The sequence below is a fragment of the Halorussus rarus genome, assembly GCF_003369835.1.
GTDB lineage: Archaea > Halobacteriota > Halobacteria > Halobacteriales > Haladaptataceae > Halorussus > Halorussus rarus.
In genome coordinates, this window is the sequence record NZ_QPMJ01000002.1 from 809,838 (window position 1) to 828,799 (window position 18,962).

At 71.2% G+C, this 18,962-nt stretch carries 18 protein-coding genes; 7 read left to right on the top strand and 11 right to left on the bottom strand.

The annotated features are described in order from the left end of the window. Window positions 1-41 precede the first annotated feature (41 nt). The 5 genes from DVR07_RS12325 to DVR07_RS12345 form a co-directional block, all read right to left on the bottom strand. Window positions 42-1,919, bottom strand: a complete 1,878-nt coding sequence (locus tag DVR07_RS12325; protein ID WP_115797584.1) for an alkaline phosphatase PhoX — start codon at window positions 1,917-1,919, stop codon at window positions 42-44. Window positions 1,920-2,042: 123 nt separating this feature from the next. Continuing rightward, window positions 2,043-3,548: a universal stress protein gene (locus DVR07_RS12330; protein ID WP_115797585.1), complete on the bottom strand. Its 1,506-nt coding sequence runs from the start codon at window positions 3,546-3,548 to the stop codon at window positions 2,043-2,045. A 107-nt stretch (window positions 3,549-3,655) separates the two neighbouring features. Further along, the gene (locus DVR07_RS12335) at window positions 3,656-4,387 is read right to left on the bottom strand and encodes a nucleoside phosphorylase (RefSeq protein WP_115797586.1); all 732 of its coding nucleotides are present in this window, start codon (window positions 4,385-4,387) and stop codon (window positions 3,656-3,658) included. 54 nt (window positions 4,388-4,441) lie between these two features. Then, the gene (locus tag DVR07_RS12340) at window positions 4,442-5,350 is read right to left on the bottom strand and encodes a carbohydrate kinase family protein (protein ID WP_115797587.1); all 909 of its coding nucleotides are present in this window, start codon (window positions 5,348-5,350) and stop codon (window positions 4,442-4,444) included. 437 nt (window positions 5,351-5,787) lie between these two features. After that, window positions 5,788-6,594 (bottom strand): DUF63 family protein, encoded by an 807-nt coding sequence (locus DVR07_RS12345; RefSeq protein ID WP_115797588.1) that lies wholly within the window; start codon window positions 6,592-6,594, stop codon window positions 5,788-5,790. Between the two features lie 166 nt (window positions 6,595-6,760). Between DVR07_RS12345 and DVR07_RS12350 the strand changes: the two genes are divergently transcribed. Then, the gene (locus tag DVR07_RS12350; RefSeq protein WP_115797589.1) at window positions 6,761-7,675 is read left to right on the top strand and encodes a hypothetical protein; all 915 of its coding nucleotides are present in this window, start codon (window positions 6,761-6,763) and stop codon (window positions 7,673-7,675) included. Here the strand turns inward: DVR07_RS12350 and DVR07_RS12355 are convergent. Both DVR07_RS12355 and DVR07_RS12360 read right to left on the bottom strand, forming a co-directional pair. Continuing rightward, window positions 7,642-8,208, bottom strand: a complete 567-nt coding sequence (locus tag DVR07_RS12355) for a DUF7553 family protein (RefSeq protein ID WP_115797590.1) — start codon at window positions 8,206-8,208, stop codon at window positions 7,642-7,644. The genes DVR07_RS12350 and DVR07_RS12355 overlap by 34 nt on opposite strands. Before the next feature lie 131 nt (window positions 8,209-8,339). Beyond that, complete coding sequence (locus tag DVR07_RS12360) at window positions 8,340-8,744, bottom strand: SPW repeat protein (RefSeq protein WP_115797591.1); 405 nt, start codon at window positions 8,742-8,744, stop codon at window positions 8,340-8,342. A 110-nt stretch (window positions 8,745-8,854) separates the two neighbouring features. Here DVR07_RS12360 and DVR07_RS12365 point away from each other — a divergent pair, with 110 nt between their 5' ends. Next, the gene (locus tag DVR07_RS12365) at window positions 8,855-9,448 is read left to right on the top strand and encodes an NUDIX hydrolase (RefSeq protein ID WP_115797592.1); all 594 of its coding nucleotides are present in this window, start codon (window positions 8,855-8,857) and stop codon (window positions 9,446-9,448) included. Between the two features lie 252 nt (window positions 9,449-9,700). After that, window positions 9,701-11,023, top strand: coding sequence for a hypothetical protein (locus tag DVR07_RS12370; protein ID WP_162829544.1), 1,323 nt, complete (start codon window positions 9,701-9,703; stop codon window positions 11,021-11,023). Window positions 11,024-11,162: 139 nt separating this feature from the next. Here DVR07_RS12370 and DVR07_RS12375 read toward each other — a convergent pair whose 3' ends face one another. Next, a complete protein-coding gene (locus tag DVR07_RS12375) occupies window positions 11,163-11,594 on the bottom strand; it encodes an FxLYD domain-containing protein (protein WP_115797594.1) in 432 nt (143 codons plus the stop codon). An 89-nt stretch (window positions 11,595-11,683) separates the two neighbouring features. Here DVR07_RS12375 and tgtA point away from each other — a divergent pair, with 89 nt between their 5' ends. Beyond that, the gene (tgtA, locus tag DVR07_RS12380; RefSeq protein WP_115797595.1) at window positions 11,684-13,153 is read left to right on the top strand and encodes a tRNA guanosine(15) transglycosylase TgtA; all 1,470 of its coding nucleotides are present in this window, start codon (window positions 11,684-11,686) and stop codon (window positions 13,151-13,153) included. Between the two features lie 16 nt (window positions 13,154-13,169). On the opposite strand, the gene DVR07_RS12385 is transcribed toward tgtA, so the two are convergent. Further along, entirely contained in the window at window positions 13,170-13,562 is a 393-nt protein-coding gene (locus DVR07_RS12385) for a hypothetical protein (protein WP_115797596.1), read from the bottom strand. A gap of 153 nt (window positions 13,563-13,715) precedes the next feature. On the opposite strand from DVR07_RS12385, the gene DVR07_RS12390 reads away from it, so the two are divergent. The 3 genes from DVR07_RS12390 (at window position 13,716) to DVR07_RS12400 (ending at window position 17,250) form a co-directional block, all read left to right on the top strand. Next, the gene (locus DVR07_RS12390; protein WP_115797597.1) at window positions 13,716-14,408 is read left to right on the top strand and encodes a helix-turn-helix domain-containing protein; all 693 of its coding nucleotides are present in this window, start codon (window positions 13,716-13,718) and stop codon (window positions 14,406-14,408) included. Between the two features lie 48 nt (window positions 14,409-14,456). Next, the gene (gene arcS, locus DVR07_RS12395) at window positions 14,457-16,208 is read left to right on the top strand and encodes an archaeosine synthase subunit alpha (RefSeq protein WP_115797598.1); all 1,752 of its coding nucleotides are present in this window, start codon (window positions 14,457-14,459) and stop codon (window positions 16,206-16,208) included. Window positions 16,209-16,374: 166 nt separating this feature from the next. Continuing rightward, window positions 16,375-17,250 carry a GNAT family N-acetyltransferase gene (locus tag DVR07_RS12400; protein ID WP_115797599.1) on the top strand — a complete coding sequence of 292 codons (876 nt, stop codon included), beginning with the start codon at window positions 16,375-16,377 and terminating at the stop codon, window positions 17,248-17,250. 40 nt (window positions 17,251-17,290) lie between these two features. Here DVR07_RS12400 and DVR07_RS12405 read toward each other — a convergent pair whose 3' ends face one another. Continuing rightward, window positions 17,291-18,499 carry a hypothetical protein gene (locus DVR07_RS12405; RefSeq protein ID WP_115797600.1) on the bottom strand — a complete coding sequence of 403 codons (1,209 nt, stop codon included), beginning with the start codon at window positions 18,497-18,499 and terminating at the stop codon, window positions 17,291-17,293. Between the two features lies 1 nt (window position 18,500). Beyond that, window positions 18,501-18,905, bottom strand: coding sequence for a MoaD/ThiS family protein (locus DVR07_RS12410; RefSeq protein ID WP_115797601.1), 405 nt, complete (start codon window positions 18,903-18,905; stop codon window positions 18,501-18,503). Window positions 18,906-18,962: the final 57 nt, after the last annotated feature.

Below are 18,962 nucleotides of genomic sequence, written 5' to 3' on the forward strand. Positions count from 1 at the left end.
TCGAGAGAATCGCGAGACAGTGGAGCGGCGGTCAAGCGGCCCTACGAGCCGCCGTCTCCCGTCCGCTCCCCGTCACCCGGGTCGTAGAGCCAGATCATGTTGTTCTCGTGGAACTCGCTGTCCTCGCCGATGATCACGCGGTCGTCGCTCGTCACCAGTAAATTGTCCGGGTTGGCGACGGCGTTCTCGGGGTCGACCTGCCCCTGCATCGGCGCGGTGCCGAGCAGCGCCGCGCCGGTCCCCTCCGTGCTCCCGGCCGCGCCGCCGCTCTCGGCCGGGCCCTCGCTCTCCTCGTCGTGCGTCGGATTGAACGCGCAGGACCGGCAGACGGTGCTGGCCGAGTCGGGCCGCGCGTCGTACGGACAGCCGCCGCAGATGTTGGCGTTCGGGCCGCCGGTGACGACCGGCTCCATCCGACTCACGTCGAAGCTCTCGTCGAGTTCCATCCGGTAGACCGCGCCGTAGTCGTTGCCCTGCAGCCGGATGGTCCCCTCGCCGTCGGCCATCGTCTCGTTGACCTCCGACATCGCGACGTAGACGTAGTCGCCGGGCTCGGCCGCGCCGGCCTGCGGGAACTTGACCGTGATCCCCTCCATCTTGCGGAACTCGTCGGTCGCGCCCTTTGCGCCCGCCGCCTTCCGGGACTCGAGGAAGGCCACCCGGTCGTCGGCGGCGTCGCCGTTGGCCCACCGCCGGACCTCCTGCTCGGTGATGTAGTTCGCGTCCGTGCTCTCCTCCTGGCCGTCGTACTCGGCGATCCACGACTCGATCTCGTCCTCGTCGCCGTGGGCGAGCTCCACCCACTCGATGTCGAAGGCGACGTTCGCCGGGTCGTTGCCCCGGCCGGGCTTCGCCCTGGCGGCGTACAGCGTGCCCGACGAGAGGTCGCCCGCCTCGTCGGCGACGAACTTGAACAGCACCGTGCCGGTCCCGTCGTCGCTCATGTAGGCGGTCCGCCGGTCGGGCATCACCACCGAGTTCTCGTGGGAGAACCGGCCCATGGCGAACCGCTTGTCGGGCGTCGGGTCGTCGGACTTCGGTTCGGTTATCTCGACGATGTAGCCGTAGCGGTAGGGGTTGCCCCAGTAGCCGAGGTACTCGGCCATCCGGCCGTCGCCGTTGCCGTAGGTCTCCTGCTCGGGGTCGTACCAGACGTCGGCGGGCGGCTCGTACTCCTCGGAGGTCAGCGGCGTCCCCCACGGCGAGACGGTGCCGAAGCAGTTGGTCCAGGTCCCCTCGACCGGCCGGAAGTCGACGTTCATCGCGTCGGTGACCTGCCAGGCGGCGGCTCCCGGCCGACCCCGCCGCTCGACGCGGAGCCGGCTCACCAGGCCTGGCGAGCGCTCCCAGTTGGTGAACAGGTAGCCCGCCGAGGGGCCGTCGCGGACGAACCCGTTGAAGTCGGGCCACATCCCGTCGGTCATCGGTTCGCCCGCGGCCGAGTAGACCACGCCGAACTCGTCGCCGGAGTTGGGCACCTGGTCGCCGCCGTTCATCAGCGGCTGGTAGGTGCCGGCCGCGGTCCGGACCCGCTCGTGCTCGATCCGGGTGTCGGGCACCTGCACACTCTCGAAGTCCGAGGGGAGGTCGTCGATGCGGGCCCCGACGAGCGCGCCGACGGTGCCCTCGTCGTAGGGCAGCACGTTGTCCGGGTCGGGGTGCTGGACGTTGAAGAACAGTTCGCCGTCGGTGGTGAGGAACAGGCCGGTTATCTCGGCCCCGAGGACCGTCGTCGCCAGCCGATTCAGCGTGGGGCCGGTCTGGGCGCCGTCTCGTCCTCCCGGTCCGTCCCCGTCGCCGCCGTTTCGGTCGCCGTCGCCGTCCTCTCGTGCCGCGGCCGCGGTCGCGCTCGCCCGACTCCCCAGCGCCAGCGTCGTCAGGAGCGCCACCGCGTCGCGCCGGTCGTAGCCCTTGCGCATGGCTCGCACGGACCACCGAGAACGTAATCATCTTTCCTTAAGTATGCTGGTACCGACGTGGCACAACGAAGATGTGACTGCTGTCGTATGTCGAGGGTTCCCTCGACACGGCGCGGAGCGTGGTCAGCTCCGGTGGACGACCGCCACGTCGCACTCGAGGTCGTGGATGCGCTCGAACGTCGGCGGCGAGACGAACCGCGAGGCGGCCGACCGGTCGGTGCTCGCGCCCACGATGATCAGATCGTAGTACTCGTCGTTGGCCGCGAGGAACGACTCGATGGACGCCCGCGACACCCGGGTCTCGAACGACCCCTCGAACGTCTCGACCAGGTTCGCCAGCGTCGTCTCGGCCGACCGGCGCTCGTTCTCGCGGTCGATGCAGGTGCAGACGCTGATGGACCCGGCGAGGCCGGTGAGCCGCTGGGCGAAGTCGATCATGGCGTGGGCGGTGTCGCCGGGGCGTCGGATCGGGACCATCACCCGCTTCCAGCGCTCGCGCGACTCGCTGCCCGACCGGAACGCGATCGTGTCGACGTCGCTCCGGAACAGCCCCCGGACGAACCCCGACAGGCTGCCGCGCTCCTCCTCGTACGGCGTGACCACGAGGTCGCAGTTCGTCTCGCGGGCGGTCTTGAGCACCGTGCGGGCGGGGTCGTCTCCGTCGCCGACCACGACCACCTGGCAGGGGACGCCGACCCTGGTCTCGATGCGGTTGGCCTCGGTCTCCAGGCGCTGGGCCGACTCCTCGGCGACCTGGACCTCCTCGGTCTCGGCGCCCTCGGCCGCGGCCGCCGCCGAGTCGACGAGTTCGGTGTCGGCGTCGCGGGTCGGCACCTCCATGGTGCGCTCGGCCTCCTCGATGGCCGACTCGTCGACCACGTCGAGCAGGACGACCTTGCCGGCGTCGTGGGCCGCGGCGAGTCGCGCGCCGAACATGGCGGCGCTGCGGCTCTCCTCGTCGCGCATCGGGACGAGCACGTGATCGTCGCCCTTCGTCGACTGGTAGAGGAGCCGCGACCGGCGCTCGTAGAACTGCTCGCGCCAGACGTGGAACGCGCCGGCCACGATGGTGCTGGCGACGAACACCGACACGACGAACTGGAGGAAGAACTCGTCGAAGCCGACCGGGCTGCTGAACGCGGGCGCGATGAGCGCGAGCAGCGCGGTCGAGAACGCCGAGGGCTCCTCGAAGTCGAGCGCCCAGGTCACGCCGCCGGTGAGGAAGACTGCCAGCGCGGCCTCTAGCGGGGAGACGAGCAGCCCGCTCGCGCCCAGCGGGTCCCGCATCGACGTGTGGAGGCCGACCCAGATGGCGACGGTCCCGCAGAGCGCCCCGGCCGTGAGGCCGCCGACGAACTTGGTCGGCGAGGCGTACTTGCCCTCCGGCTCGGCGAACAGGGTGAACGTGCCCGACGCCAGCGGCGGGAACAGGACGAACGGCAGCGCCTCGAGCGAGTTGGCGACGGCGGTCACGGCCGCGATGAGCAGCGGGACCAGCAGCAGCACCGAGAGGTGGATGAGGTTGGCGGTGTGCTCGATCCACCGGCGGAACTCCCGCACCTCGCGCCGCTCGAACCGGCGCACGCGCCGGAGCGCGGCGTGATACCGCGAGCGCAGACCGTCCGACATTACGGTCACGTCGGCGGTCCCGCCTCAAGTATCTGTTCGCTCGCGATCGAGGGCGTTGGGCGCCGACGAGGAGGAGTCGAACCGTCTACGCCGCGATACCTGCGTGGCTACGCCGCGAGGTCGACCACGGCGTCGAGCGAGATGCGGATGGCGCGCTCGACGTTGTCCTTGGCCTTCTCGGGGAGTTCGTCGTCCTCGGTCTCGCCCTTCTGGGTCCCTTCGACGAGGTTGCCGTCGACGGTGCAGATGGCGCCGGCCCGCATGTCGCGGCGCCGGGTCAGCGAGAACACCGCGGCGGCCTCCATCTCGACCGAGAGGATGTTGGCCGCCTCCCAGTCCTCGACGTACTCGTCGGTCTCGGCGTAGAAGGCGTCGTCGCTCGCGATGGGACCGACGTGGACGTCCTCGTCGTTCGCTTCCGCGGAGTCGACCAGCGCGGACAGGACGCCGTAGTCGGGCACCGCGGGGTACTCGACCGACTCGTAGCGCTTGCTGGTCCCCTCGTTCTTGGCCGCGCCGGTGGCGACCACCATGTCGCCGATCTCGATGCCCTCCTGGAGCGCGCCGGTCGTCCCGACCCGGATGACGGTCTCGACGCCGACCTCGTGGAGTTCCTCGACCGCGATGGCCGCCGAGGGACAGCCGATGCCGGTCGAGCAGACGGTGAGGTCGGTCCCCTCGTAACTGGCGTTGACGACCTTGTACTCGCGGTTCTCCGCGACGACCGCCGAGTCGTCGCAGAGGTTCGCGATGCGGTCGACCCGGCCAGGGTCGCCGGGGATGAGCGCGATGTCGTTCACGTCGCCCTCCTCGACGAGGAGATGGGGTTGTTTCGCCATGGGCGTGGATTCTCCCGAGCGGGAGAAAAAGCGTGGGGATTCGGAACGGCAGGGTCAGAACTGCTCGTCGAGGAACGCCTCGACATCGCCGAACGTCGGGGCGGTCCGGGCGCCCTCCTCCGTCGCCGCGAGCGCGCCGCAGGCGTTGGCGAACTCCAGGGCGCGCTCGTAGTCGGCTCCTTCGGTCGGACCCCCGCCGTCCCGGAGCAGCACCGCGAGAAATCCCGCGGCGAAGGCGTCGCCAGCGCCCGTGGTGTCGACCGCCTCGGCGTCGAAGCCCGGGTGGTCGAAGGAGGCCCCGGGCGTGTCGACCCGGGCGCCGTCCTCGCCGTGCTTGATGACGACGACACGGCCGTGGAGCTCCGAGGAGGGGTGGTCGAGGTCCTTGTCGAGCAGCGCGCGGGCCTCGCGGTCGTTGAGGAAGACGACGTCGGCGTAGGCCAGCGCCTCGGCGAAGTCCCGCTCGGCGAGGCGCCGGCCGGGGTCGAAGCTCACGCCGACGCCGGCCTCGGTCGCGATCCGGGCCAGTTCCGCGGCGGTGTCCGGTCGCTGGCTGGTCAGGTGGAGGTGGTCGGCGGTCGCGACGTACTCGGGGTCGACGTCGTCGGGCCCCACGGCCTCGTTGGCGCCCTCGTTGCCCAGCACCATCACCTCGCCGCGCTCGTCGACGATGAGGTACTTCGTCGTCGTCTCGGCGTCGGGGACCTCCAGCAGGTGCGAGCAGTCGACGCCGGCGGCCTCGAGCCCCCGCCGGGCGAACTCCCCGGTCTCGTCGTCGCCGACGCTGCCGACCAGACCGGCGTCGAACCCCATCCCGGCCAGCGCGACCGAGACGTTGGCGGCGCTGCCCCCGCCGGACCGGATCTGGGAGTCGATGCGGGCCTCGCCGTCGGGCGTCGGGAGGGCGTCCACGCGGAGGGTCACGTCCCAGTTGACGTGGCCGGCGGCGACTACGTCGACCATGGCTGGCGACCGTGGCGGCGGTTTACGCGCGACATACCGCCACGGTACGCACCCGGCCGTCAAAACGCTGGCGGGGACGCGAGTTGGGAGCTTGAGTCAGCATAGGAAGTCTCGCGAGTTGGGTGGAAACAGCGTAGCACTAGCTACTGCCGTCACCTCTGAGTTTCCGCCCACCACCGCACGGCCCTCACGCCTCCCCAGCCTCCTCGCTCACTCCGTTCGCTCGTCCCTCGCGCGGCCTGGCGGACCACCGGAAGACTCACTGCGTTCGTCTTCCGAGCCCTGTCGCCCGAAAATCGGAGATTTTCGGGATCACGAAAGGCTTCGCCTTTCGAACGACTTCGCTTCGCTCAGCAGGACACGAGGGTCCGCCAGCGCGCGCCAGACGTAATTCAAAGTTCGGGCAAACCGGTAGATTGCGCGATAAATCACCCGGACTACCCCGCCACGACGAAGAGTATCAGATTGTGCGCGCCCGGGCCGAGGCCGACCGCGGCCACGGCCCCGAGCAGCAGGAACCCCTGCCGGGGGTCCTCCCGGACGAAGTCGGCGAACAGCACCACCACGACCTCGGCGATGACGAGCTTCACGAGCACGAACAGCCAGCCGACGCCGAGGGTCTCGGCGGTCGGCAGCGACGCCGCCAGGTCGAGCACCGCCCGCGAGATCGGGGTCCGCTCGCCGAACCCGAGCAGGTCGACGCCAACCGCGGTCGAGACCGCGTCGAGCGCGTGGCCGAACAGCGCCAGCGCGCCGACCGCACCGGTCGCGGCGGTCACGCCGGGGTAGGTCCGTCGGGTCGCGGCCCAGAGCGCCGCGGCCAGCACCGTCGCGACGACCAGGCCGACCAGCGGCCAGAACAGCCTGAGGCCGTCCGGCGCGCCGCGGGCGAGCGCGTAGCCGACCGCAGCGAGCGCAGCCAGCGTCCCGGCCGCGGCCAGCGGACGCTCCGGGGCCGCGCCCGAGCCCATCGCCGCGAGCCAGACGACGCCGGCGACGGCGAACGTCGAGAAGTAGACCGCGGGCGTGCCGAGCAGCGGCTCGACCGCCGCGGGGACCCAGCCGAGCACGAACAGCACGTGGAGGCTCGACCCGACGACCACCCACGGCGCGAGCGCCAGGACCGTCCGGTCGGAGACGGCCGGGTCGGTCCGGACCAGCGCCGCCCCGACCAGCCCTACCGCGGCGAGCAGGCCGACCAGGTACGGCAGCGGCGGGAGCGCGAACCCCTCTGGAAGCACCATGGCCGAGACAGCGGAGCGCGGGGCCGAAAGGCTTGCGGTACGCGTGACGGCGACTCCGGACGGAGTACGGGGAAATCGGGAGGGCCGAATCGGAACCCCGGAACACCGGAACACCGGGCTCGTGCCCGACAGAAGACATTTATCGGGACCGGCGGAACCGTCGGCCATGCGACGCCGCACCCTCCTCGCCCTGACCGGGTCCTCCATCGCGGGTCTCGCCGGCTGTCTCGGCGGCACGCGCTCCGACGGGACGGCCGGCACGACCGCCGACGCGACGATGGGAACGACCGGCGGTTCGGGCGGAACGACCGAGCGCTCCGGCGCGACCACGACCACCGCGAACGCCGACGTCTCGGTCGCGCTCGACGCCCTCCAGCCGGGACTGGTGTCGATGAACTCGCCCGACTCCATCGGGGTCCACCCGACGGACGGCCAGTACCTCCTGCTCGAGGTGGCCGCGGAGGGGCCCGCGCCGCCGGCGGCCGACGACTTCGCGTTCCGACTCGGGGAGACGACCCGCCCGCCGGTGACGGAACAGCAGTGGCGCATCTGGCGGTTCTACGGTGAGAAGGACTGGCGTTACGACGCCGACTCCGGCGAGGGACTGCTGCTGTTCGAGCTACCGGAGTCGGCCCACGACGGCGAATCGGCCGCAGCCGCGCTCGCGTGGCCCGGCGGCGAGTGGCGGCCCGACGAGGCGCTCCGACGGCGGCTGGCGACCCCGGAGCCGCCGCTCTCGGTCTCGGTCGAGATTCCGGAGGAGGTCCCCGTTACGGACCACCCCACCGTCAGCGTGAGCGTGACGAACGACGGCGACGTGCCGGGGCGGTTCGTCGCCGGACTGAACCGCTCGGGCCCGATGGTCGCCCACACGCCGGTGTCGCAGGTCTCGGTGCTGGTCCCCGCGGGCGAGACCGAGACCTGGGAGCTGGACGACGACTCCATCATGGGCGGCTACCAGGACGAGCGGGTCGGTGACGGCGACCCGGACATGACCTACTACCTCGTCTGGGGCGACGACAGGGCCGAGCGCGAGGTCCGGTACGTTCAGACGCCCGCTTCGACGACCGACACCGCGTAGCGGCTGGCCTCGCTCGGCACCTCAACGTCGACGTGGATGCGCTCCTCGACGCCCGCCGGGAGGTCGAACGCCGGCCCCCGGACCGACTCGACCTCGTCGCCGTGCTCGTCGTAGAACGCGGCGACGGGGACGACCTCGGCGTCGTCGCCGGTGTTGGCCACGGTCACGGACAGCGTCACCTCGCCGACCGGGAGCACCCCGTCGGCGGCCGGTTCGTCGGACTCGTCGACCGACGAGTCGACGACCGCGAAGTCCTCGGCGGTCTGCTCGCGGCTCTCCCGGTAGATGTGGATGCGGTTTCGCGCCGACTGGATCGCCCGCGACGCCTCGTCGTCGTCAAGCAGCTCCTCGACCCGGAGCAGTTCGTTGTCGATCTCGTCGACGACGCCCTCGCGGTCGGCCAGGTCGCGTTCGCCGAACGCGTCGAGCCGGTCGCGCACCGTCTCGAAGTCGTCGCGCACGTCCGCGTCGGCCGCCTCGCGGGCGCGCCGCAGGTCGTCTCGGATGTCGAGTATCGGTGGTATCGAAGCCACGGTCTCCCCCGTCCGACTTCCGGCCGCGACGGGGAAGTGTGCTCCGGCCGTCGCGTCGGCCCGTGCGCTGAGGGACGCAGCCGTCGCTCCGAGAACGATGGATGCCGCGAAAAACGACCGGCCGAACTCGGCTACCGGGTCTCGGCGTCGGCGGTCGGCGCGCGGCGATCGACGCCCCGGGACCGGTACGCGTTGTAGCCGGCGAGGACGGCGACCAGCGCGCCGCTTATCACGTCGCTCCAGAACGAGGCCGCGCCGGTCGTCTCGAAGACGAACGGCGCGACGACCATCCAGAGGCCGAGCAGCGCGACCAGCGACGCGGCGCCGGTGTTGATGCCCTCCGGGTCGTCGGCCCGGAACGCGTTGTAGCCGGCGATGAGGCCGACGGCGGCGCCGACCACGATGTCGTTCCAGAAGTCGGCCACGGGTATCGGTGCGAAGACGAACGCTCCGACCACGATCCAGCCGCCGAGCAGGGCCGTCGCCGCCGACACGTATCCCCCGATGTCGTCGTCGCTCCGTGCCGTTTCGCTCATGCCTGGACCCCCGTTCGAGGTTGGTACGGGAAGTCGATAAATCGAACGGGCGGGGCGAGCAAGCCGGGCGAATGATACCTTTTTTCGCGCTCGCCGCGCGACTCACGGGTATGACCGACGAACGCACGTCAGGGGAGCGACCCGCCGACGAGCAGCCGACCGACGACCCGCTCGCGTGGGACCTGCTCGACTCGGAAGTCGCCTACTCCTGTCCGGGCTTCGACGTCCGGCGCGAGCAGGTCCGACTGCCCGACGGCACCGAGACCGACTTCGACTACCTCGCCGAGCCCGAGAGCGTCGTGATCCTCCCGTTCACGCCCGACGGCGACGTGGTCGTCATCGAGGAGTGGCGCCAGCCCGTCCGGCGGGTCAACCGGAGCCTGCCGGTCGGCGGGACCGAGCCCGACGACGAGGACCTCGCCGCCGCGGCCCGCCGGGAACTCCGCGAGGAGACCGGCCACGAGGCCGACAGCGTCAAGCTGCTCACCAGCATCGAGCCCGCCAACGGCGTGGCGAACTCGGTCCTGCACTTCTTCGTCGCCCGCGGCTGCACCCCGACCGCCGAGCAGCAGCTCGACCACGACGAGTCCATCCGGGTCGACACCGCGACGTTCGAGGCGCTGCGCGACCACGTCGCGAGCCGGGAGATCCGCGACGGCCGGACGACGCTGGGCGTGCTCTACTACGAGGCGTTCGCCGACTGAACGTCGGCCCGTTCCTCGACTGAGCGTCGAAGCGCTCCCCGACCGACCGTCGAGGCGTTCGGACAGCGGAAAGGAACGTCGGCAGACCGGAATTATAGACGGCCAAACCGGTCGAAGGCGGGAATTAATGCGCGAAACCATAGCTCGTAAAACATTTAAGGCCAACCTGAGAAACGTCAGACGAGCAACTCCGCCACCGCGACTGCCCTCCACTTCCGGGAGCCGTCCGTGAGCGCGAGTTGCGGTAGAAACATGAAACTACGAACCCTAGCCCTCGTCGTGCTGGTCGTCGGTTCAGTGCCCGCCGCCACGGCGCTGACGCCGTCGGCCACCGACTCGACCGCCCTGACGGACTCGACAGTATCGGCAGCACAGGACGACGCGAACGAGACCACCGCGACCGACTCGGACGCGGGCTCGGACAGCAGTTCGGCGTCCGAGTCGTCCGATTCGGACTCGACGTCGACCGACTACACCAAGCTCTACGTCGAGAGCGACTACGACTATCCGGAGCTCAAGCCCGGCGAGTCGACGACGTTCAACGTCACGGTCGCCAACCGCGAGGACTCCGAGGTCGAGCTCGACCCGCACGTCTACGTGCCCCCGGTCGGCGAGAACCTCCTCGAGAAGTCGTGGGTCTCCATCGAGGGCGACTCGACGGTCGCCCCCGGCGGTGAGACCAAGTTCACCGTCACCGTCTCCGTTCCCGAGAGCGCCGAGATGGGCCACTACAGCGGCCAGGTCGCGTTCACCAACGAGACGGTGACGTACCCCGGCCGGCCCGCCCGTCCGGTCCACGCCGCGGGCGTCAACGTCCGCGTCTGGAAGCAGCCGACGGTCGACATCGTCTCCGGCACCTACCTGCGCGGGCAGGTCGAGGCCGGTGACACCACGACCAAGCAGATCGTCATCGAGAACAAGGGCGACCAGGCCGTCCCGCTCAGCCCGCAGTTCCAGTCCGAGCGCAACCGGTACGGCAGCAGCTCCTCGCAGGTCGACCCTGCGTGGGTCGACATCGACGCGCCGTCGAGGATCGGCGCCGGCGAGACCGCGACCGTGACCGTCACGTTCTCCCCGCCGGAGGACGCCGACAGTAACCGCTACCGCGGCGAGCTCGACCTCGGCCTGAAGGACCCCAACCGCGACGACGACAACAACTACTGGCAGCGCGTCAGCATGAACTTCGACGTCTGGAACCAGCCCGACGAGCCGTTCGAGACGTCGTTCGACGTGAGCGAGGACGCCCAGAACGTCACGCTCACGCTCTCCCCGCGGTCGGGCTACGGCACCAGCGGCGACTCCGACCCCGCGAACTTCGACGTGACGTTCGTCAAGCCCGACGGCACCACGGTCGACGCCGAGCGCGTCCGCGTGTCCGACAGCGGCTACGTCGACCTGAGCGAGTCGAACAACCCCAACACCCAGAAGCAGGGCGAGTACTCGTACCGCAGCGGCGGCCAGCAGTTCGTCTACCGCATCGACGACCCCGAGGCCGGCAGCTGGGACCTCCAGGTGATGCCCGAGGACGTCATCGGGTTCAGCTACGAGATTACGCGGAACGAGACCGCAGAGTAAGCGATTCGCTGACCGTTCTTTTTTATCGGCGTCGTGCCGTCGGCTGCAACGACGTGCAGTTGCTCGGACGAGCTTCGTCACCTACTGGCGAGAAAGAGCAGCGTTTTACCGCCGATTCACCGACCCACGGTCGACGGTCTCAGTCGCCCGTCTCGACCGCGAGCGAGTAGTCCGCGACGGCGCGGGCGTCCTCGCCGGTGCCGGGGTAGACGAGCTCGAACGACCACGTTCGGTCGGGCGAGAGGTCCGAGGTGTTCGCGCTCGCCCGGTCGAGCGATTCGCCGTCGGCGTCCTCGAACGTCGCGGTCACCGTCGCCTCCGGGACCGTCTCCTCGGAGACGTTGCGGACGGTCCCGGTCACCCGGGCCAGTTCGCTCTCGGACCCCTCGTTCGACCGGACGAGCTCGCCGCTCGCCAGTTCGAGCCGGGGCGCGGGGTCGGCGGTGGTGGTTCGGTCGGTCGTCTGCGATTCGGTCGGGGAGTCTGCGTCCGTCGGGTCGCCGCCGAGGCGACCGCCGCAGCCGGCGAGGGCGGTCGCGCCGACGACGCCGAGGAGGGCGCGGCGTCGCATGGTCTCACGTCGGACAGCCCACAGATAAACGTTCTGAGTGGCGACCGCGAACGGAACCCTTACCCGGCCCCTCGGGCAATAGCGCGCCAATGAGGGACCACTTCGAGGTACGCGACCACGACGGGCTGGGTCGCATCGGGGAGCTCTCGGTGCCCCGGGCCGGCGTCACCGTCGAGACGCCCGCGCTCCTGCCCGTCGTCAACCCCCACGTCCGGACCGTCGAGCCGTCGCGGCTCGCCGCGGAGTTCGGCGCCGAGATACTCATCACCAACTCCTACATCTTCTACGGGAGCGAGGACTACCGCGAGGCGGCGCTCGACCGGGGGCTCCACGACGTGCTCGGGTTCGACGGCGCCATCATGACCGACTCGGGGTCGTTCCAGCTCGCCGAGTACGGCGAGATCGACGTGACCACGCCCGAGATTCTCGAGTTCCAGCGCGACGTCGGGAGCGACATCGGGACGCCGGTCGACATCCCGACGCCGCCGGACGTCCCGCGCGAGCGGGCCGCGGAGGAGCTGGCGACCACGCAGGAGCGGCTCGAAGTCGCCGAAGGCGTCGACGTGGGCGAGATGCTGGTGAACGCGCCGGTCCAGGGGTCGACCTACCCCGACCTGCGGGAGGAGGCGGGCCGCCACGCCGAGGCCACCGACCTCGACGTGTTCCCGGTCGGCGCGGTGGTCCCGCTGATGAACGACTACCGGTACGCCGACATGGTCGACGTGGTGGCGGCGGCCAAGCGCGGGCTGGGCGCCGACGCGCCGGTCCACCTGTTCGGCGCGGGCCACCCCATGATGTTCGCCCTCGCGGTCGCGATGGGCTGCGACCTGTTCGACTCGGCGGCCTACGCGCTGTACGCCCGCGACGACCGCTACCTGACCGTCAGGGGCACCGAACAGCTCGACGACCTCGACTACTTCCCCTGCTCGTGTCCGGTCTGTACCGACCACGCGCCGGCGGAGCTCCGGACCCTCGGCGACCGCGAGCGCGAGGAGCTGCTGGCCGAGCACAACCTCCACGTCACCTTCCGGGAGATGCGGACGGTCAAGCAGGCCCTGCGGTCGGGGAACCTGCTCGAACTGGTCGAGACCCGAGCCCGGGCCCATCCCGCGATGCTCGACGGCTACCGCGCGCTGGGCGACCACGCCGCCCAGCTCGAGCGCGAGGACCGGACCTCGAAGGGAGCCTTCTTCTACCTCTCGGGCGAGAGCGCCCGTCGGCCCGAGGTCGTGCGCCACCACGACCGACTGGCCCGGCTGGATCCGTCGGGGTCGGTCCTCCTCACCGAGGGCGGGCCCAGCGACCGCTACGACGAGTCGTGGCGCGTGGTCGCGCCGTTCGGCCCGTTCCCCCGGGACCTCTCGGAGACCTACCCGCTGACCGCCGAGGTCCCCGAGCGCATGGACGCCGAGGGGTACCGGTCGGCCGCCGAGGGGGTCGCCCGGCTCGACGAGGCGAACCCCGACACCGAATTTACGCTGGCCCACCGCGGCTGGCCCGCGCACGCGCTCTCGCTGGTTCCCGAGCGCGTCGAGACGGTAGACATCAGCGAGTCGTAGAAGAAGTGCGCTCCCGTCAGCCCGACCGTATCTCCCGCCACAGCGCGACCGCGGCGAGGCCGACCATCCCGCCGAGCACGAAGCTGTCGACCGCGACCGCCGGCGGGTCGACCGCGGCGTGGAACGCCCACGCCGCGCCCGCGAAGCCGAAGATGACGAGGGCCCGACCGATGGCACCGACTGACCGGAACCACGCCCCGACCCGCCGGCCGTAGCTGCTCGCCGCGGCCGGTCCCACAGCCGTCCCCCACGCGACGGCCCCGACCGCGAGCCAGCCCCACGAGACCGTTCCGGCCTCGTAGAGGTCGTAGGCGGGCGAGACGGCGACCAGCGCGGCGAGCGCCAGCGACCACGCCAGCGACAGTCCGCGCGACCGCGACTCGCCGCGGTCGGTCGCGTCCGATTCCATTTGTCGAGCGATTTCACCTCTGTCGGATAATGACTTCGGTCCGACGGACGGCCGAGGCGGATTCGGACGGCCCGGACGGGACCCGCGATCTCCGCCGACGCCGCCGAGCGCTCGGCTACAACGCATATCCGTGTGTGCGTGGTACCGGGGTGCATGAGCACAATCGCGCAACTCGGCGTCCCGGCCGAGGCGTTCGCGCTCCGGGAGACTCTGCCCCGGGTCTCGGACGTGGCGGTCGAGGCCGAGCGCGTCGTCGCCCACGACGACGGCCGCGTGATGCCGTTCGTCTGGGCGTCGGGCGACGACCTCGGGGAGTTCGAGGACGCGCTCGCCGACGACCCCTCGGTCGAGAACGAGCAGCGGCTCACCGAGCTGGCCGACGGCCGGTTCTACCGGATGGAGTGGGTCGAGTCGGTCGAGGTCCTGCTCCACTCGATGACCGAGCACGGCGCCGCGGTGCTGAAGGCCCGCGGGAAGGGCGACAGGTGGCACCTCCGCATCCTGTTTCCCGACCGCGAGGCCGTCTCCCAGACGGAGGACTTCTCGCGGGACCGCGAGCTCGGCATCGACGTCGAGCAGATACACGAGCTCGACCGGCGCGACACGCAGGGGCAGTTCGGGCTGACGACCCAGCAGTACGAGGCGGTCACGACCGCGCTGGAGACCGGCTACTACAACGTGCCCCGGGGGACGTCGGCCCGCGACCTGGCCGACGACCTCGACATCTCCCACCAGGCGCTGTCCGAGCGGCTCCGGCGGGGCCACGGCAACCTCGTCGCGAACGCGCTGACCGTCCGGATGGAGCCCGGCGAGGGCGAGGACGAGCCCGAGCGGGTCGTCGAGTAGCCAGTCCGTCTCGCAAGATAGTTGCCCGTCGGCCCCCGACCCGGAGGTATGACCGACTACTTCGAGGTCCACGAGCGCGACGGACCGGCGCGGATCGCCGAGTTGCGCCTCGCAGACTCGGTGACGACGCCGGCCGTCGCCGACGGCCTGCTGGCCGACGCCGGCAGCCTCTGGACCGCCGACCGCGAGCTCCCGGAGGGGAGCGACGACGTGCTCACCATCCTGCCCCACCGCGGCTTCCCGAGCGGGACCGACGAGGAGGTGATGGAGTCGTTCGCGGTCGAGTACCCCGACGTCGACTACCCGAGCGCCGCCGTCGTCGCGCCCGAGACCGCCGACGACTACGGCGCCGACGCCTACGTCCTCTCGGGCGCGCAGGGGTTCGTCGGCCACGGCGCGGGCTTCAGGGACGCTATCATCGAGACCCGCGAGGCGATTCCGGGCGACAGCGCGCTCTACCTGCCGGGCGTCGCCACCCCCGCGAACGTCGCCACGCTGGTCTACGCCGGCGTCGACCTCGTCGACACCGACCGCGCGGTGGTTGCGGGGACGCAGGGCAAGTACCTGACGAGCGAGGGGACCCACTACCTGGAGGACCTCTCGGAACTGCCGTGCGCCTGTCCGGCGTGTCGGCAGCCCGTCTCGGAGTTCACCCGCGAGGACTGCGCCGACCACAACGTCAACGCGCTCCGCGCGGAGCTCGGCATCGTCCGCGAGCGCGTCCGGAGCGGTCGGCTGCGGGACTACATCGAGGGCCAGGCCCGCCACGACCAGTGGCTCACCGCCGCGTTCCGGGAGTTCGACCAGCAGTGGTCGTACCTCGAGCAGCGCACGCCCGTGCTCCGGGACGCCGAGCTCTCGGCCGCGACCGAGGACACCATCCGCCGGGTCGAGATCCAGCGGTTCGCCGAGCGCGTGACCACCCGGTACCGCAGCCGGTTCGACAACCCGCTGGTGCTGGTGCCCTGCTCGGCCACCAAGCCGTACAGCGAGTCCCAGAGCCACGGCCAGTTCCACGACGCCGTCCAGTTCCGGGGGCACACCGTCTCGATGACCTCGCCCATCGGCGTGGTGCCCCAGGAGCTCGAGCTCACCTACCCCGCCCAGCACTACGACTCGGTGGTGACCGGCCGGTGGTCCGAGGACGAGAAGCAGTTCGTCGCCGAGGTGCTCCGGCGCTACCTCGAGCGCAACGACTACCCGCGGGTCGTCGCCCACGTCCCGCCGGAGGGGTACCGCGACGTCTGCGAGCGCGTCGAGGTCGACCTCGGAATGGAGTTCGAGTACACCGTCGAGGACCACCCGACGACCACCGAGTCGCTCGGCAACCTGATGCGGACGCTCGACGGCGAACTCAAGTTCGGCAAGCGCGAGCGCCAGCACAACACCGTCAAGGCCATCGCCGACTACCAGTTCGGGGACGGTGCGGGCGACGCCCTCTTCGAGGACGTGCAGACCGAGGCGCGCTACCCCAAGCTCCGGGTGCACGACCGCGAGGGGGAGCAGCTCGCGGCGATGGTGCCACAGTACGGCGTGCTCTCGTTCACCCTCGCCGGCGCGCGCCGGTGGGTCGAGTCGGACGCCCCGACCAAGCGCGTCGAGATCGACAGCTTCGCGCCCCACGGGAGCGTGCTCGCGCCGGGCGTGGTCGACGCCGACGACGACATCCGGGTCGGCGACGAGGTGGTCATCGAGGGACCGAAGGCGTTCGCCGTGGGTCGCGCCGAGATGTCCGGCCCGGAGATGGCCGAGAGCACCCGCGGCATCGCGGCGTCGGTCCGGCACGTCGAGGAGAAGTAGACCGGGCGTGGGGCGTCCGTCGGCTCCGGTCGGGGACGGACCGGCACCGGCGCGACGTTCGATTCAGTTTTCACTCGGCAGTCAGTAAATGCTCGGACGTATCCGTCGCATACCCCGCCGTATCCGGTGAATAACCTTGGTCCCGGACGGCGTACCCACGGCCGACATGGGCACACCGCAACTGGAGTTCGAGAGCGACGTCACCGACCGCGTCTACCGGTACGTCGAGCGCCACGGGTCGGCGACCCGCGAGGAGGTCCGCGACGCGGTCAGGGTCGAGGAGACCGTCGGCGCCAAGCCCCCGCGGTCGGGCACCGAGCCCGAGGGCCGGCTCTCGGTCCCGGAGTTCGGCGAGCACGTCGAGGAGCTGCTCGCCGACGGCCTGCTGACCGAGCGCGACGGCCGGCTCTGCGTCTCGCCCGACGCCGAGGAGCGGACCCACGGGGCCGAGGAGTTCGAGTACGTCACGCGACCGGCCCGCGAGGACGACCGCGAGGCGGTCGCCGGCCTCATCCGCGAGACCGCCGACGAGGGCGCCATCGTCGTCGACGAGCGCGTCGCCGACGTCGTCGGACGAACTCCGACGGGCAATCGGACGCAGTCCGATGACGCCATCGAGGGGGACGGCGCGCTCGTCCGGCTCAACGACCGCGAGTCCCGGATGTTCTTCGTGGCCGAGCTCCGGCGCGAGAACGACGGGGGCGCGAGCGAGGACGGGCGCGCCGACCGCGAGATAATCGGGTGGGTCCACCTCCAGGGGTTCGAGCTGCCGGCCCGGAGCCACACCGCGGAGCTGACCGTGGGCGTCGCCCCCGAGAACCGCGAACGGGGGGTCGGCGGGACGCTGCTCGAGCGCGGCATCGAGTGGGCCGAGGAGGAAGAGTGCATCAAGGTCTACCAGAGCCTGCCCGCGACCAACGAGGACGCGCTCGAGCTCCTCGACGAGCACGGCTGGGAGCGCGAGGCGACCCGGGCCGACCACTACGAGATCGACGGCGACCTCGTCGACGAGGTCCAGCTGACGACGCGGCTCGACGAGTAGCGACCGGGCCGGCTCGCGGGCGGAAAGCCCCGAGCGACCGTCACCGCTCGGCGAACACGCCGACGACCAGCCCGGCGAACAGCGCGGCGCCGGCGAGCGCGCTCGCTCGCCCGACCAGGACGACCGCCTCCGCCCCGGCCAGGGCGCCGCCGAGTTCCGCGACGAGGCCGGCGCCGACCAGCGCGATCGAGGCCAACGCAGTCCGGTCGGAGGCCCCGGGGAACGTCCCGACCGTCGGCGGGTAGAACTGGTAGGTCGCGCCGACGATGGTGAGGCCCAGGAACCCGAGGACGTTGAGCCGGAAGTGAGTCTCGATCAGCTCGAACCCCCTTCCGGCGAACGCGAAGTGAAGCCCGACGGCCACGCCGAGCGCGCCGGCCGCGACCCCCGTCAGGACCGCGTAGAACCCGACCCGGCGGCGCTCCGACCGGACGAACAGGACGGCGTAGGCCGCCCCGAATCCCAGGACGGCGAGGGCCTCGAGCGCCGCGCCGGCGCGGAACCACGTCCCGCCGTAGAGGTCGCCCGCGAGCAGCGCCGGGCCGACCGCGCCCGCGGGCAGGACGACCCCGACCAGCGCCCGGGGCGGCGATGCGACGAGAAACCGGGGAAACAGCCGGAACCCCACCGCGAAGACGAGGAGCGCGGCCGCGCCCGCGGCCAGCAGGTGGGCCGTCCGCGCGAACCCGAGCGAGGCGAACCCGGGGAGGCCGAGGGAGGGCGCCGCCGTGGCGTAGGCGCCGGCGAGCAGGTACGCCAGCACGACCGGCACGAAGGCGTTGGCGGCCCGGTCGACCGGCCGGCGCTCCGCGTTGGCGTCGCTCGTCCCGGTCTCCCGACCGGTGGGGTCGTCCCGGACGGTCCAGGCCAGCGCCGCGACGAAGACGGCGGCGCCGGCGGCCCAGAGGACCGCGCCGACCCCGGCGGCGAGGTCGGGGACCCCGGCAAGCGGCCCGGCCGCGAGCCCGAGCGCGCCGACCGTCGTGAGGGGGAACTGGACCGCCGGCGCGCGCGGGACAGCGAGCGACCGGTCGAAGTACGACGGCACCAGCGAGTAGGCCTTCCCGAAGACGGCGTGGAGCACGAACCCGTGGACCGCCAGCGCGACCCGGGTCTGGCGGGGGACCGCCGCGGCGCTCGTCGTCCCGGAGACGGTCGCGGCCAGCGCCGCTATCTGCCAGGCGACCAGGAAGAGCGCGCTCGCGGCGACGAACCGCCGCGCCCACCGGGTCACTGCGCCCGCGCCCATCTCAGCAGCAGAAGATGAACGGGTACATCAGCGAGACCCGGTCGCCGTCGCGGAGTTCCGTGTCGAGACCGTCTAAGTGCTCGTTGAACTGGCCGTCGACCGCGACCCGGGCGTACGTCCGGGTCTGTTCGCCCTCCGGGTTCTTGGCCCATTTGCCCGGGAGTTCCTCGGGCGGTTCGGCCCACCCGCGGGTAGTCGCCTCGTCCTCGGTCTCGGCGATGAGCAGGTCGGCCACGTCGTACTCGGCGAAGAACGCGTCGAGGAACGCCCGGAGCGTGGTCCCCTCGAAGGTGAACTCCTGGGTCGGCTCCCCGACCGCGGTCCGGACGTGACCGGTGCACCTGACCTCGACCGTGGTCTCGGACTGGCGACCGCTCGGCTCGGCGCCTCTCGCAGTGGTGTCCATATCCGTCGGTACGGCGTCCGCCGCCGAAAGAGGTGTTCCGAACATGTTCGGCAAGTT